The sequence below is a fragment of the Nocardia speluncae NBRC 108251 genome (genome assembly GCF_001613245.1).
Lineage (GTDB): Bacteria > Actinomycetota > Actinomycetes > Mycobacteriales > Mycobacteriaceae > Nocardia > Nocardia speluncae.
Genome location: NZ_BDBZ01000002.1, coordinates 437682 through 451660, shown reverse-complemented (window position 1 = coordinate 451660; position 13979 = coordinate 437682). Strand labels below are relative to the sequence as shown.

General features: G+C 66.9%; 14 protein-coding genes. 10 read left to right on the top strand and 4 right to left on the bottom strand.

Annotated elements, in window-relative coordinates; genetic code table 11:
* The first annotated feature begins 127 nt into the window (after nt 1-127).
* Together NS6_RS04840 and NS6_RS04835 are read left to right on the top strand one after the other, a co-directional pair.
* Complete coding sequence (locus tag NS6_RS04840) at nt 128-496, top strand: arsenate reductase family protein (RefSeq protein ID WP_068037972.1); 369 nt, start codon at nt 128-130, stop codon at nt 494-496.
* A 525-nt stretch (nt 497-1021) separates the two neighbouring features.
* Entirely contained in the window at nt 1022-1699 is a 678-nt protein-coding gene (locus NS6_RS04835) for a TIGR00266 family protein (protein ID WP_068036878.1), read from the top strand.
* A gap of 359 nt (nt 1700-2058) precedes the next feature.
* Here NS6_RS04835 and NS6_RS04825 read toward each other — a convergent pair whose 3' ends face one another.
* From NS6_RS04825 to NS6_RS04810, 4 genes are all read right to left on the bottom strand, one after another.
* Nucleotides 2059-2982: a helix-turn-helix domain-containing protein gene (locus NS6_RS04825; protein ID WP_068036872.1), complete on the bottom strand. Its 924-nt coding sequence runs from the start codon at nt 2980-2982 to the stop codon at nt 2059-2061.
* 136 nt (nt 2983-3118) lie between these two features.
* A complete protein-coding gene (locus NS6_RS04820) occupies nt 3119-4450 on the bottom strand; it encodes a YhgE/Pip domain-containing protein (protein ID WP_084470614.1) in 1332 nt (443 codons plus the stop codon).
* Nucleotides 4451-4599: 149 nt separating this feature from the next.
* On the bottom strand, nt 4600-4836 hold the full coding sequence (locus NS6_RS04815) for a hypothetical protein (protein ID WP_068036866.1): 237 nt from the start codon (nt 4834-4836) through the stop codon (nt 4600-4602).
* Nucleotides 4836-6017, bottom strand: a complete 1182-nt coding sequence (locus NS6_RS04810) for a DUF418 domain-containing protein (RefSeq protein ID WP_068036862.1) — start codon at nt 6015-6017, stop codon at nt 4836-4838. Before NS6_RS04810 ends, NS6_RS04815 begins: the two co-directional genes overlap by 1 nt.
* 127 nt (nt 6018-6144) lie before the next feature.
* Here NS6_RS04810 and dop point away from each other — a divergent pair, with 127 nt between their 5' ends.
* The 8 genes from dop (at nt 6145) to tatA (ending at nt 13941) form a co-directional block, all read left to right on the top strand.
* On the top strand, nt 6145-7644 hold the full coding sequence (dop, locus tag NS6_RS04805; protein ID WP_068036860.1) for a depupylase/deamidase Dop: 1500 nt from the start codon (nt 6145-6147) through the stop codon (nt 7642-7644).
* 166 nt (nt 7645-7810) lie between these two features.
* Entirely contained in the window at nt 7811-8005 is a 195-nt protein-coding gene (locus NS6_RS04800) for a ubiquitin-like protein Pup (protein ID WP_030521323.1), read from the top strand.
* Nucleotides 8002-8874, top strand: a complete 873-nt coding sequence (prcB, locus tag NS6_RS04795) for a proteasome subunit beta (protein WP_068036858.1) — start codon at nt 8002-8004, stop codon at nt 8872-8874. The genes NS6_RS04800 and prcB overlap by 4 nt, the downstream gene beginning before the upstream one ends.
* Nucleotides 8871-9626, top strand: a complete 756-nt coding sequence (gene prcA, locus NS6_RS04790; RefSeq protein WP_068036855.1) for a proteasome subunit alpha — start codon at nt 8871-8873, stop codon at nt 9624-9626. Before prcB ends, prcA begins: the two co-directional genes overlap by 4 nt.
* Before the next feature lie 409 nt (nt 9627-10035).
* A complete protein-coding gene (gene pafA, locus NS6_RS04785) occupies nt 10036-11394 on the top strand; it encodes a Pup--protein ligase (protein ID WP_218024246.1) in 1359 nt (452 codons plus the stop codon).
* 168 nt (nt 11395-11562) lie between these two features.
* Complete coding sequence (locus NS6_RS04780) at nt 11563-12558, top strand: helix-turn-helix transcriptional regulator (RefSeq protein ID WP_157112618.1); 996 nt, start codon at nt 11563-11565, stop codon at nt 12556-12558.
* The gene (locus NS6_RS04775; protein WP_068036850.1) at nt 12555-13523 is read left to right on the top strand and encodes a helix-turn-helix transcriptional regulator; all 969 of its coding nucleotides are present in this window, start codon (nt 12555-12557) and stop codon (nt 13521-13523) included. The genes NS6_RS04780 and NS6_RS04775 overlap by 4 nt, the downstream gene beginning before the upstream one ends.
* A gap of 163 nt (nt 13524-13686) precedes the next feature.
* Nucleotides 13687-13941, top strand: coding sequence for a Sec-independent protein translocase subunit TatA (tatA, locus tag NS6_RS04770; protein WP_068036847.1), 255 nt, complete (start codon nt 13687-13689; stop codon nt 13939-13941).
* Nucleotides 13942-13979: the final 38 nt, after the last annotated feature.

The following is a 13979-nucleotide window of genomic DNA, read 5'->3' as shown; positions in this document are numbered from 1 at the left end:
GTCAGGGCCGCGCTCCCATGGGGGCGCGGCCCTGATTCGCGTGTGGCGCAATCGGTCGGCGCCCCGGCCGATAGTCCTGTGGGTGGAACGCGCAGGTTGCGTGGTGTGCGGCGGTTACGCTCGCGGTATGAGTACCCCGGAAACCGAGATCTGGCACAACCCTCGCTGCACCAAGAGCCGGGCGGCGCTGGCGCATCTGGATGCGGCCGGCGCCACCTATTCGGTTCGCCGATATCTGGACGATCCGCCCAGTACAGCGGAGCTGCGGGCCGTCCTGGACAGGCTCGGCGCCGAACCCTGGGAGATCACCCGAACCGGCGAGGACATCGCCAAGGAACTCGGTATGTCCGGCTGGGGGCGTACCGCCGCCGACCGGGAGCGCTGGATCGCCGCACTCGCCGAACATCCCCGGCTGATCCAGCGCCCGATCGTTTTCACCACCGACGGGCGTGCGGTCGTGGCTCGCGACGAGGATGCCCTGCGATTGCTGGAGTGATTCCGCACCGGTTTGCCGCGGTGTAACGCCGGCCATTCATGTGTGATCTGGGCCACGGAGGGTGGTGTTCGGGCTTGATCGGTTCCGCTACCGCATGGCTCCATGCGGTGGGAGGTAGTCAGGTCGGTTCTCGGGAAACCTCGTTTCGGCCTCGGCGGTGATACTGCTCGCTGCTCCGCGCGGGAACGTCCGGGGCGTAGCCGGACCCGTTCTGCTCGGTCGACCCGGTGCCCGGTACCGCCGCGTACCCGCACATGCCGTGGGCCGGCCTGGCGCCGGCTCAGGGCGACCTGCCGGGCCTGATGGCACTGGTTCAGGAGCTACGAAGGGGGGAACCCGGCGTTCGGTGCGCAGCAGTCGTGGACGAACTGTGATCCGCCGTTCTCCATGCAGCGCCGGGAAGTAATCGCCCACTGAGTGTCCACCCGAATCGTGCGCGGACCTCGGTGAACGCGGTGCGTGGCCGCCTGGGGCGGTCGCGTACGAACATCGGCCGGTGTCACACGGGGGCGGTAGTGTCGGCTCATGAAAGTTGAACTGCGGCACAACCCCTCGTCCACCGTGGCGCGTTGTGTGCTGGCGGGCGGGGAACCGGTGCGGGTGGAAAGTGGCGCCATGGTGGCGCATTCGGCCGGAGTGAAGCTGGAGGCCAAGGCCGAGGGCGGCATCCTGGCCGGGATCAAACGTTCGGTGTTCTCGGGCGAATCGTTCTTCGTCTCCACCTTCACCGCACCTGCGAACGGCGGCTGGGTGGATGTGGCGCCCTCGTTACCCGGTGACATGCTCGCGCTGCCGATCGCGGCGGACCGCCCGTACTTCATCAGCCGGGGCGGCTGGATCGCGCATTCGGCCGGGGTGCGGGTGGAGAGCCAATGGGGCGGTTTCGCGAACCTCTTCGGTGGCGAGGGTGGCTTCGGCCTCCGTGTGGAGGGACAGGGGGAGGTGGTGGTCGGCGTTTTCGGCGCCATCGACGTATTCGATCTGGCGCCCGGCGACCAGGTCAGCATCGATACCGGGCATGTGGTGGCCTACGACCTCGCGATGCAGTTCACCATCCGCCGTGCCGTCTCCGGGCGCTCGCTCCAATCGCTGAAATCGGGCGAGGGGCTGGTCTTCGATTTCACCGGCCCCGGGCGGGTGCTGCTGCAAACCCGCAATCCGCGGGCCTTCGCCTCCTGGGCAGCTTCCGTCTCCTCCGGATAGCAGGGCGGCCCTGCGCCGGCGGCGAAGTGGAGATCCGATTCCACGCGGCGGCCCGTGGAGGTCGAGAATCTACGGATGTAGCGGGCAGCGCCCCCGGCCTGAATCCCGACTGCACGCCCGGATGTTTCGCGGACCACCTCATAACGGAGGCATGCGAATTCGCCGTTGGCCGCGACCTCGGTGACCCGCAATTCCAGTTCGCGGGGCAGCAGTGGCGCGCCGTCGCCCAGTGCTACCGGGGCGATCGACACGATGATCTCGTGCAGTAGGCCGTAGTCGGCGAAGCGCCCGCGATACAACCGTCCAGGCCGGTCACCGTGTTGAAGACGGTGCACGGTGAGGTCTGCGGGGTGGTCAACTCAGTCTCGATTTCGTAGCCATTCGATCGGATCGCCCCAGCCGATGTCGTCATCGTCCGGCGCGTCACCACGTATCCAGTACCGCACCTGCTGGCGGCGATATGCGGAGTAGGTGAGTACATGGGCGATCACACTGCCGAGCACGAAGCTCTCCGGTGGGTCGCACAATGCATCGATCAAGGTGTCGCCCCAACCGCCGCGGCGATCGATTTCGCGAACCGTGTCCAGCCAGCGCGGGCCCACCTCGTCGAGCCGGGCGAGCAGCGCGGGGATATCGTCGCCGCCACGGCCGGGTGTATCGGCGCCGTCGATCGAGGCGAGCCACGATTCCTTGGTCCGGATCAGATGGTCCAGTGCCGCCGCGATCGACTCCTCCGGCCCGTCCCACGGCAGTACCGTTTCCGCACCGGCGCGAGAACACCGATACTGTTCCTCGCTCAATCCGGTCGCTGCTTTCAACAACAGCCGAGTGTCGTCGAGATCATGGTGCAGCAGCAGCGCGGTCGGATCCATATCCGAACGTCCTTTCGGTTCGCCTTCGACCCACAGCGACATGGGGGGATGAAAATGAATCCCGTTCGCCGCGGGCAGCCACCGGGGTATCCGGCCGGTGGGCGGCGGGGTGGCGCTGGGGGGATGGCCGAATGCACGGGTGAACGCCCGGCTGAACCCTTCCACCGTGTCGTAGCCGGCGGCGAAGGCCACCTCGGTCACGGTGGCGCCCGCACCGAGCTGCCAGCAGGCCCGTTCCAGCATTACGCGACGCCGCAGGCTCACCGGTGATTCGCCGGTGCCCCGGCTGAACTGCCGGGCGAAATGGAAGGGTGACGAGTAGACGCCCGCAGCCATCCGGCCGAGGGTCGTGTTGTCCTCGTCGAGAACGGCATCCAGTAGTTCGCGCAGTCGGTCACGTCGGGTGGTCACGGATAGAGTCTGGCGGCCCGGCACACCGATTCGCTTGACCGATATTGCGCAGTGTCGAATGCCGGCTGCGCAGCACCGTCCTGTCATGAGCTCGGCCGGCGGCTCCAGCAAGGAGAGCGGCGTGACATGAGGCCGGTCAGTGGCTGCGCCGTTCCAAACCCTTGTGGTCGTAGACGAAGGTGGTGACCGCGCCCAGGACAAGACCTGCCGCCAGTCCGGCCAGGCTCATCCAGACGCCGCGAGCGAGTCCGTTGCCGAGGTCGAAGTACAGAATGGCCCGGACACCGAGATAGATCTGGTGCATCGGCTCGAAGGCCGCCAGCCAGGCCATATACCGCGGGGTCGCCTCGAGGGGGATGGTGGCCCCGGCGGAGGGCAGGCCGAGAATGATGAACAGCACCAGATTGATCAGCAACCCGGCCGAGCCGAACGTCGCCAGCACGGAAAGCGCGGTCACCCCGACCGCCACGATCGCCAGCGTACTGAACAGGAACAGCGCCGGGCCGTGGGTGATCGGCATATCCAGCAGATGTCCGATCCCGAGGAAGACCCCGGAGACAATCGGCGCGGTCACCACGATCACCCCCCATTTCAGCAACAGCGTGCGGAGCCGCGAATGAGGCGCGGTGGGATGGTGGACGAACCAGGGACCGTACTCGGTGGGTATGAAGCCGAGTGCCGAATCGACCATGGTGTGCACGACCATCGCGCCGGTGAACCCGGCCAGCACCAGCAGCAGCGTGTAGAAGAACGCGGACAGTCCCTGCCCGGTTCCGTCCGGTAGCGGGCGGTAGGGCTCGGTGATCACGTCGATCGGGTCGGCCAGCACGAGACGGGCGGCGCCGCTGATTTCGGTGCCACCGGAGGGCGCGGAACCCAGTTCGGCTTCTACGGTCGCGGTGAGCTGCTTACCGACCTCGGCGTCGACCTGCGTCAGGGCCTGATCGGTCACGACTTGCAGTATCTGGGTGGCGTAGGTGCCGGTGCGGGGGTTGGTGATCACGGTGATCACCGGTCGGTCGATATCGCCCGGAACGATCGAACCGGCGCCGAGGATGGACAGTCGCTTCGACAGGTCACTGGGCAGAACGATCGCGCCGTAGACCTCGCCGGTGCCGAGCAGGCGCTGGGCTTCCGCGATACCGGTCACCCGCAGGTCGATCTTGTCCGCAGGTACCTGCTCGGTGAGTGCGCCGGTGATCTGGTCACCGATATTTGTCGGTGTGCCTTCGCGGATTTCACCATCGTCCTGATTCACCAGCGCGATCGGGAAGCCGTGCAGGTTCTTCTCCGGGTCGATCACATAGCCCAGGTACATGGTCGACAGCAGAGCCATCAGTGCGGTGATCACCACAATGGGGCCCAGCCACGCCCGCAAGGCGGTTCGGTGCCGGGTCGGTCCGGCGTCCGCCCGCGCCGCGACCGCGGTGCCCGTATCGGATTCGCCGTCGGTGCCGTTCGGCTGCATCCTGTACTCCCTCCGGATCAGGGCGGCCGTCCGTGGGGATGTGCGGCCGGCCGGTATCCGATCAGGATCATCGTGGCAGCCCGGCGGCAAGTACAGCTGGAGCGACGCAGTGTGTCGGACCACTCGACGGCGGCCCGGCGTGCGCGAATTCACTCCCGCGGGCTGGATGCGAGCCCGGCCACGCGGTGGCGGGAGCGTTCGGGGAACAGTGATCGCCTCTCGCCGATGAGCCCGTTGGCCTTTGGTTCGTGGCTCGGTCCGGGCAGCGGGCCGGGAACGATCGGGCGGATCCCGCCGAGCGCGAGTTCACCGGCCGGCATCAATCCGTCCGGGCCGACGCCGGCGATGATCACACCGTGCTCGGGTTCGTGAAGACCGGTGGCCACTACCCGGCGATCCGCCGGTAACTGGTGTGCCAGAGCCATTCCACCGGTCCGCGTTCGAACCGGCGCAGCCAGAAATGCGCAAACAGAGCGATCACCAGGACCACCACGAGGTAGGTGGCGATAGTGAACGGAACCCGGGCGTCCGGGGTGAACCGTGCGGCCAGCCCGAAGCCCCAGCCGTAACAGATGATCGCGGACACCAGGTTCTGCAGGATGTAGCAGCTGAGCGCGGCACGGCCTATCTCCGACAACCGCCGGCCGGTGAACCCGGTCGCGGTCCGGCGTACGTAGAACTCGGCGACCAGAGCCAGGATCGCCAGTGATACCAGCGGTGCCACCGCGTACCGGGTCACCAGTACCCAGTCACCGCCGCCGAACACGCCGAGCAGCAGGTCGACCGGTGCAGCGACACCGAAACCGAGCACCAGCAGGCGGCGGCGCAACCGGGCACCGCCGGGGGCGAAGACACCCGCGCGGAACAGCCGGGCGCCGAGGAGGAACAACGCGATCGACAGCGGCAGGATCAGCACCGTCTCGAACCGGAACAGGCCGGCGTTCTCGATCCGGAACAACACCAGATCCCAGAACGACCCGTCGGCGTAGGGGTTGGGGGAAAGCGGTTCGGCACCGGAACCGTCCGTGGACCCGGCCACGGTGAGACTCAGGGCGTACAACGCGATCAACGTGAGATGCAGGCACAGCATGCCGATCAGCCATCGCCCCTGTGCTCGCGGGCTGCGGGCGAGCAGGAACGCGACGATCAGGCCGGTCACCGCGTACCCCATCAGCACGTCGAACTCCGCGATCAGCGCGAAATTGAGCAGACCGTCCAGGAACAGCAGCGCCGCCCGCCACGGATACTTACCGGGCCAGCTCCGGCCACCCCGCTGTGCCGAGGCCTGCTGGATGGCCAGGCCGATCCCGAACATCACGGTGAGCAGCCCCAGGAACTTCCCCTGGGCGAGTTGTTGCAGCACCTTTTCCGCCCACATCCAACCGTCCACGGGGGCGGTGACGAGCCGGTTCAAGTACCCGACCAAGCCCTCCGGGTCGGTGAGAATCCAGATATTGGTGCCGAGGGTGCCGAGGATGGCGATACCACGCAGTACATCGAGTGCCATCAGGCGCGCGGGGCGCGGTAGCGATCCGGCCGGCGCGGAATCGGCTGTGGTGCTGGTCATATCCTGAGCATGCGGGCAACGACCGGGTCGAGCATCCGCCATAAGTACGACTCGGAGGATGATTTGGGCGGACCGGGGCGGGCGCCGATCGCCTGCCGGACGCGAATCGTCGCCTACGCTCGATAGCATGCAGCGCATCATCGGTATCGAGGTCGAGTACGGGATATCCACGCCGACCGAACCGTCGGCCAACCCGATCCTCACCTCCACCCAGGCGGTACTGGCCTATGCCGCGGCCGAGGGGGTGCCCCGCGCCAAGCGCACCCGGTGGGACTACGAGGTGGAATCACCGCTGCGTGACGCCCGCGGTTTCGATCTGAGCCGGATGAACGGCCCCGCGCCCGTGATCGACGCCGACGAGGTCGGGGCGGCGAATATGATCCTGACCAACGGCGCCCGGCTCTACGTCGACCATGCTCACCCCGAATATTCCGCCCCCGAGGTCACCGATCCCATGGACGCGGTGATCTGGGACAAGGCCGGGGAGCGGGTGATGGAGGCCGCCGCCCGGCACGCATCCAGTGTGCCCGGCGCGCCCCGTATGCAGTTGTACAAGAACAACGTCGACGGTAAAGGTGCTTCCTACGGCACCCATGAGAACTATCTGATGAGCCGGGATACCCCGTTCAACGCGATCATTCTCGGGCTTACCCCGTTCTTCGTCTCCCGCCAGGTGATCTGCGGCTCGGGCCGTGTCGGAATCGGGCAGTCGGGCGACAATCCCGGGTTCCAGCTATCGCAGCGGTCGGATTACATCGAGGTCGAGGTCGGCCTGGAGACCACGCTCAAACGCGGAATCATCAACACTCGCGACGAACCGCACGCCGACGCCGACAAATACCGCCGGCTGCACGTCATCATCGGCGATGCGAATCTCGCCGAGATGTCGACGTACCTCAAGGTCGGCACTACCGCACTGGTGCTCGACCTCATCGAATCCGGCGCCGACCTCTCCGATATGCAGCTGGCCCGCCCGGTGACCGCGGTGCACACCATCAGCCACGACCCCACGCTGCAGGCCAAGGTCGCACTGGCCGACGGCCGCGAACTCACCGGACTGGCGATCCAGCGGCTCTACCACGAACGGGTCGCGAAATTCGTCGAGGAACAGGACAACGACGACCCGCGCGTGCGCGATGTCCTCGACAACTGGTCGATGATCCTCGACAAGCTCGAACGCGATCCGATGGAATGTGCCGATCTGCTCGACTGGCCGGCCAAACTGCGCCTGCTGGAGGGGATGCGCAGCCGGGAAGGGCTGGGCTGGGCCGCCCCGAAACTGCATCTGATGGATCTGCAGTATTCCGACGTCCGCCTCGACAAAGGGCTGTACAACCGGCTCGTAGCCCGCGGCTCGATGAAACGCCTGGTCACCGAACAACAGGTGCTCGACGCCATGACCAGGCCGCCCACCGATACCCGGGCCTATTTCCGCGGTGAATGCCTGCGGCGTTTCGGTGCCGATATCGCGGCGGCGAGCTGGGACTCGGTGATCTTCGATCTGGGCGGTGATTCGCTCGTGCGGATCCCCACTCTCGAACCCCGGCGTGGGACCAAAGCCCATGTGGGTGACCTGCTCGACGGCGTTGATACCGCCGCTGACCTGGTGCAGAAGCTCACCGCCTGACCATCGGGCCCGGCCGGCGCGCGGGGTTGCGCGCTTCGAGGTGGGGCGTAATCCGACTACGTGTCGGCCCGGCTGGGTAGTGTTGAAGAACGAGCACACCAGGCTGCTCACGATTCGTCCGGTGCGAACGAGCGCCGGTCGGTGGAAACAGAGGAGGTCGGCTGCGATGGCACAAGAGCAGACCAAACGCGCCGGGGGCGGCGACGATGACGAAGGCGTCGACGGCGTAGACGCCGCCGGTCAGGAGCGGCGCGAGAAGCTGGCGGAGGACACCGACGACCTGCTCGACGAGATCGACGATGTGCTCGAAGAGAACGCCGAAGACTTCGTTCGCGCCTACGTGCAGAAAGGTGGCCAGTGACCGCAGGTGACCCCTTGCGTCTCCATCTGGGGTACGCCCTGTCATCCTTTTCCGAACACTTGCGCCAGAACGCGCCGGACCTGTTGCCCAGCAACAGATTCGACACGCTGGGCCAGTCCACCGCCGCCGGGATTCCCGGCGGCGGTGCCGCGGGGGATATCGCGCCGCACGGTACGACCGTGGTCGCCGTGTCCTACCGCGGCGGTGTGCTGATCGCCGGTGACCGGCGCTCCACCCAGGGCAATCTGCTGGCCGGCCGTGATGTGGAGAAGGTCCACATCACCGATACCTACTCGGCGACAGGTATCGCCGGAACCGTGGGTATGGCCATCGAACTGGTGCGGTTGTTCGCCGTGGAACTCGAACACTACGAGAAGATCGAGGGCGTTTCGCTCACCTTCGACGGCAAGGCCAACAAGCTGTCGAAGATGGTGCGCGACAACCTCCCGGCCGCTATGCAGGGCCTGGCCGTGGTGCCCCTGCTGGTCGGTTTCGACCCGCAGGCCGCGGATCCGGACAGGTCCGGGCGCATCGTGTCCTACGACGTGGTCGGTGGGCGCAGCGAGGAGCGGTTCGGTTTCACCGCCGTCGGCTCCGGTTCGATGTTCGCGAGGACGTCGTTGAAGAAGCTGTACACCAAGGGAATAGACGCCGATCGAGCTTTGCGGATCGCGGTCGAATCCCTCGTCGACGCCGCGGACGACGATACCGCCACCGGCGGGCCCGATCTGCTGCGCGGTATCTATCCGACCGCGATCCTCATCGATGAAGAGGGCGCGGTCGAGGTGGCCGAATCCCGGCTCGAGGAGATCGCCCGCGGTATTGCCGCCGACCGCCAGGCCGCCGAAGAAGGGAGCGCACGGGCATGACCATGCCGCTGTATGCGTCCGCCGAGCAGATCATGCGCGACAAGACGGAACTTGCGCGCAAAGGAATCGGCCGGGGTCGCAGTGTTGTCGTGCTCTCCTACGCCGATGGTGTGGTGTTCGTGGCGGAGAACCCGTCGGCCACCCTGCACAAGGTGAGCGAACTCTACGATCGCACCGGGTTCGCGGCGGTCGGGAAGTACAACGAATTCGAGAGCCTGCGCCGCGGCGGCATCCTGCAGGCCGACCTGCGGGGCTACCAGTACGACCGGCGTGATGTCACCGGCCGGGCACTGGCCAATGCCTACGCGCAAACTCTCGGGTCCATCTTCACCGATCAGCTCAAACCCTTCGAGGTGGAGATCTGCGTCGCCGAGGTGAGCTACCCCGGGCAGGAACCGGAATCGGTGCTCTACCGCATCACCTTCGACGGTTCGATCGTCGACGAACGCGACTATGTGGTGATGGGCGGCACGACCGAGCCCATCGTCACTGCCCTGAAGGAGTCCTACCGGCCGGGCCTGGACCTCTCCGGCGCGATCGGGGTTGCGGTCGAGGCCCTGCAGGTGACCGAGGGGGCCGATAAGGAGAAGCGGACGCTCGGCGTCGACTCCCTCGAGGTGGCCACCCTCGAACACGCCCGGCCGCGGCGGGCGTTCCGCAGGATCAGCAAGACCGCGCTCGAGCGGTTGCTCACCCCGTCGGGCGACGGGGCGCAGGATAGCGACGGGGCGCAGGACAAGAGCGATAAATAGCCGGTAGGCCACGTCACCGAGACGCATCGGACCGGATGTGGCCCGGTGACGTGGCCTGTGCGGTGCCCGGACCAGGCCCGTTGCCGAGCCCCATGCGCCCACGACGGTGCGGAGAAGCTCATCAGGCACCCCGAGACGGTCGCCGCGCCGAACCCCGCCTCACCGGGTGAGGTCCGGGTGAGGTCGATAGCGGGATGTGGGGCCCTGCATACCGGGGACAGCGGGCAGGCCTCCGGGGCATAGGCAACTCTTCTCCTCTGCTGCGCAGCCGCGAGTGTCCAGTGCGGACAGCAGGGACCAAGGGGGCCGAAACCCGCGTCGCCGAAGGCGTCGCAAAAAGACACAGCCAAAATCATTACGTTTTTCGCACTCACCCGCAGGAATCATTCCGCGCTGTAATCTCGATAGTGTGCAGCGACGAATTATGGGGATCGAGACCGAATTCGGTGTGACGTGCACCTTCCACGGGCACCGCAGGCTCAGCCCCGACGAGGTGGCCCGGTATCTGTTCCGCCGGGTGGTTTCGTGGGGGCGTAGCTCCAATGTGTTCCTCCGGAACGGTGCCCGGCTCTACCTCGATGTCGGTTCGCATCCGGAGTACGCCACCGCCGAATGTGACAGCCTGGTCCAGTTGGTCACCCATGACCGGGCCGGGGAGCGGGTGCTGGAGGAACTGCTCATCGATGCCGAGCAGCGCCTTGCGGAGGAGGGGATCGGCGGGGATATCTATCTGTTCAAGAACAACACCGATTCGGCCGGCAACTCCTACGGTTGCCATGAGAACTTCCTGGTTGTGCGCGCGGGCGAGTTCTCCCGGATCTCCGATGTGCTGCTGCCGTTCCTGGTGACCCGGCAGTTGATCTGTGGTGCCGGCAAAGTGTTGCAGACTCCGAAGGCAGCCACGTACTGCCTGTCGCAGCGGGCCGAGCACATCTGGGAGGGGGTCTCCTCGGCGACAACCCGGTCGCGTCCGATCATCAACACTCGGGACGAGCCGCATGCCGATGCCGAGAAGTACCGCCGCCTGCATGTGATCGTGGGCGATTCGAATATGGCCGAGACCACCACCATGCTGAAGGTCGGTACGGCCGCGCTGGTGCTGGAGATGATCGAGGCCGGTGTGTCGTTCCGCGATTTCGCGCTAGACAACCCGATTCGCGCCATCCGTGAGGTCAGCCACGATCTGACCGGCCGCCGTCCGGTCCGGCTGGCCGGCGGGCGGCAGGCCAGCGCCCTCGATATCCAGCGCGAGTATTACGCCCGCGCCGTGGAGCATCTGCGCAACCGGGAGCGGGATCCGCAGGTCGACCAGGTCGTGGATCTGTGGGGACGGACCTTGGATGCGGTGGAGTCCCAGGATTTCGCCAAGGTGGACACCGAGATCGACTGGGTGATCAAACGGAAGTTGTTCCAGCGCTACCAGGAGCGGTACGGGATGGAGTTGGCCGACCCGAAGATCGCCCAGCTGGACCTGGCCTACCACGACATCAAACGCGGCCGCGGCGTGTTCGATCTGCTACAGCGCAAGGGGCTGGCGAAACGGATCACCGAGGACGACGCGGTGGACGCGGCCGTGGACACGCCACCGCAGACCACCCGCGCCAAACTCCGTGGCGATTTCATCACCGCCGCTCAGGCCGCCGGCCGCGATTTCACGGTCGACTGGGTGCACCTGAAGCTGAACGATCAAGCCCAGCGCACAGTGCTGTGCAAAGACCCGTTCCGCTCGGTCGATGAACGGGTGGATCGCCTCATCGCCTCGATGTGATGGACGGGCCGGCCTGTGGGTCGAAGGGCCTCGCTGAACTCGGCGCGGCCAGGAGCCCGGCCGGTTCGGTGCGGCGGCGCCCACAGCTCCTTCGCCGGTCCGGCCGCTGTGCACGGTTTGTCGGCGTGCGCCGACGCGACGCGGCAGCACTCCATTACTCTGTGTCGGGTGGCGATATCCAAGGTCGAGCGCCTGATGAATCTGGTCATCGCGCTACTGTCGACCCGGCAGTTCCTGACTGCGGAGCGGATCCGGGAGAGTGTCGCGGGGTACGAGGAATGTGCCAGCGACGAGGCGTTCAGCCGGATGTTCGAGCGGGACAAGAACGAGCTCCGCGATCTGGGCATTCCGTTGGAGGTGGGTGCCTCGGGCCGGTTCTCGACGGTGGAGGGGTACCGGATCAACCGGGATGCGTATGAGCTACCCGATATCGATCTGAGCAGCGAGGAATCGGCTGCGGTGGCGGTGGCGCTGCAGATGTGGGAGTCCCCGGAGCTGGCTTCGGCCGCGGCCGGCGCGCTGCTGAAGTTGCGGGCCGCCGGGATCCATGTGGAAACCGATACCGCGTTCGCTGCGATTCCCGCGGTGCCGGCGCGGACCCGGGGGTCCGAACCGGTGCTGGGCAAGTTGCTGGCGGCCATCGATGCCGGTCAGGCGGTGCGGTTCGAGCATCGCGGGGCCAGTAACGCGCCGTATCTGATGCGGGATGTCGAACCGTGGGGTGTGGTCACCCTGCGTGGCCGCTGGTATCTGGTGGGACACGACCGGGACCGTGACGCCGTGCGAACCTTCCGGTTGTCCCGTATCGGCGAAGAAATCACCCCGCACGGGCCGCGCAATGTGGTGAAGGCGCCGGCCGGCACCGATCTGCGGGGGATCGTCGCGCAGGTCACCGGGACCGCGCCCGTCACCGGGTCCGCGACGATCTGGGTGGCGCAGGGGCGCGGCCGCGATCTGCGCCGGATCGGTGAAGTTGTCGGCAATCGCAGTTTCGGTGGACGGCCGGGCAGTGTGCTGGAGGTACCGATCCGGTCGCAGCATTGGCTGGCCCGCCTGATCACCGGCCTGGGTCCGGACGCACTGGTTCTGGAACCCGCGGACCTGCGTGCGGATGTGGTGGCGCGCTTGCGGTCGGTTGTCGATCGGACCGAGGTGGCGCTGTGAGTACCCGGTTGTCGGCGCGGCTGTCGCGCCTGCTGAACATGGTGCCGTATTTCGTGGCCAACCCCGGTATCAGTGCCGCGGAGGCGGCCGCCGACTTGGGGGTCACCACCAAACAGCTCATGGCGGATCTGAACCAGCTGTGGATGTGTGGCCTACCCGGTTACGGGCCCGGCGATCTGATCGATCTGTCGTTCTCCGAGGAGAGCGTGCAGGTCACCTTCACCGCCGGTATCGAGCGTCCGTTGCGCCTGACATCCATCGAGGCGACCGCGGTGCTGGTGGCGTTGCGGTCGATCGTCGATCTGCCCGGGATGGTGGACCCGACCGCGGCGCATGCGGCGATCGCGAAACTCGAGGCGGCGATCTCCGGGGGCGCACCGGCCGCGACCTCGGCCGGGCCACCCGAGGAGGCCCCCGCGGTCACCACCGTTCGCTCCGCGGTGGCGGCGGGCCGGGCGTTGCGGCTGGAGTACTACTCGGCCAGCCGTGACGTGGTGTCGACGCGGGTGGTGGATCCCATTCGTATCGTCGCGGTGGACGACAACAGCTACCTGCAGGGCTGGTGCCGGGAAGCGGAAGGAGTGCGCCTGTTCCGGTTCGATCGGATCGAATCGGCCGAGGAACTCGCTGAACCGTCGCGGCCGCCGCAGGAAGCGCGGGCGACCGATGCCGGCCTGGATCTGTTCCAGGACGACCCGGCCGTCCCGCTGGCACGGTTGCTGATCGCTCCCGATTACGCGTGGGTGCTGGACCAGTATCCGATGCATCGGATGGCGGTGCATCCGGACGGCAGTCTGGAGGCGACGATGCGGTTCGCCACGCTGGACTGGATGGCGAGGCTGGTGCTCGGGTTCGGGTCCGGAGTGACGGTGCTGAGTCCACCCGGACTGGTGGCGGCGGTCCGGGAACGCTCTGCGGCCGCGCTGGCGGCGTATGACGGCGCCGGACTGGACGAATCGGCCTGAATCGGCCTGCTGTGCGCCGACCGAGTGGGTGCCGCGGAAGCGGCGCGGCGGTGAACAGCGGTTGACAACGGCTGTGACATGCCTGTGAGTGCCCCCGCTCGGGTTCGGTGCCGGTATCACGGCAGGTAGCATCAGAGAGACCACAGTCTTGGGAGGTTCCACAATGGGCTCTATGAGCATCTGGCACTGGGTGATCGTCGCGGCGGTGTTCTTGGTGTTCTTCGGCGCGAAGCGGATGCCCGAGGCGGCTCGCGGGCTCGGCCGGTCGCTGCGGATCTTCAAGAGCGAGGTGAGCGAGATGCACAACGACGGCAAGTCCGCGAGCACCGGTGTCGCCACGCCCGCTCCGGAACTGCCGTCGGGCCGGGAGTCGAATACATCGGCCACCGAGACCCGGAGCGAGTCGAAAACGCTCTGAGGCCCGTCCGGCGTGGGCCCGGGCTCGCCCGGGCCCGG

Bases quoted from the DNA above. Each gene is read 5' to 3' on its own strand.
- NS6_RS04835 (WP_068036878.1), top strand. From the start codon at position 1,022: ATGAAAGTTGAACTGCGGCACAACCCCTCGTCCACCGTGGCGCGTTGT.
- NS6_RS04800 (WP_030521323.1), top strand. From the start codon at position 7,811: ATGGCACAAGAGCAGACCAAACGCGCCGGGGGCGGCGACGATGACGAA.
- NS6_RS04810 (WP_068036862.1), bottom strand. From the start codon at position 6,017: ATGACCAGCACCACAGCCGATTCCGCGCCGGCCGGATCGCTACCGCGC.
- NS6_RS04840 (WP_068037972.1), top strand. From the start codon at position 128: ATGAGTACCCCGGAAACCGAGATCTGGCACAACCCTCGCTGCACCAAG.
- tatA (WP_068036847.1), top strand. From the start codon at position 13,687: ATGGGCTCTATGAGCATCTGGCACTGGGTGATCGTCGCGGCGGTGTTC.
- NS6_RS04820 (WP_084470614.1), bottom strand. From the start codon at position 4,450: ATGCAGCCGAACGGCACCGACGGCGAATCCGATACGGGCACCGCGGTC.
- prcA (WP_068036855.1), top strand. From the start codon at position 8,871: ATGACCATGCCGCTGTATGCGTCCGCCGAGCAGATCATGCGCGACAAG.
- dop (WP_068036860.1), top strand. From the start codon at position 6,145: ATGCAGCGCATCATCGGTATCGAGGTCGAGTACGGGATATCCACGCCG.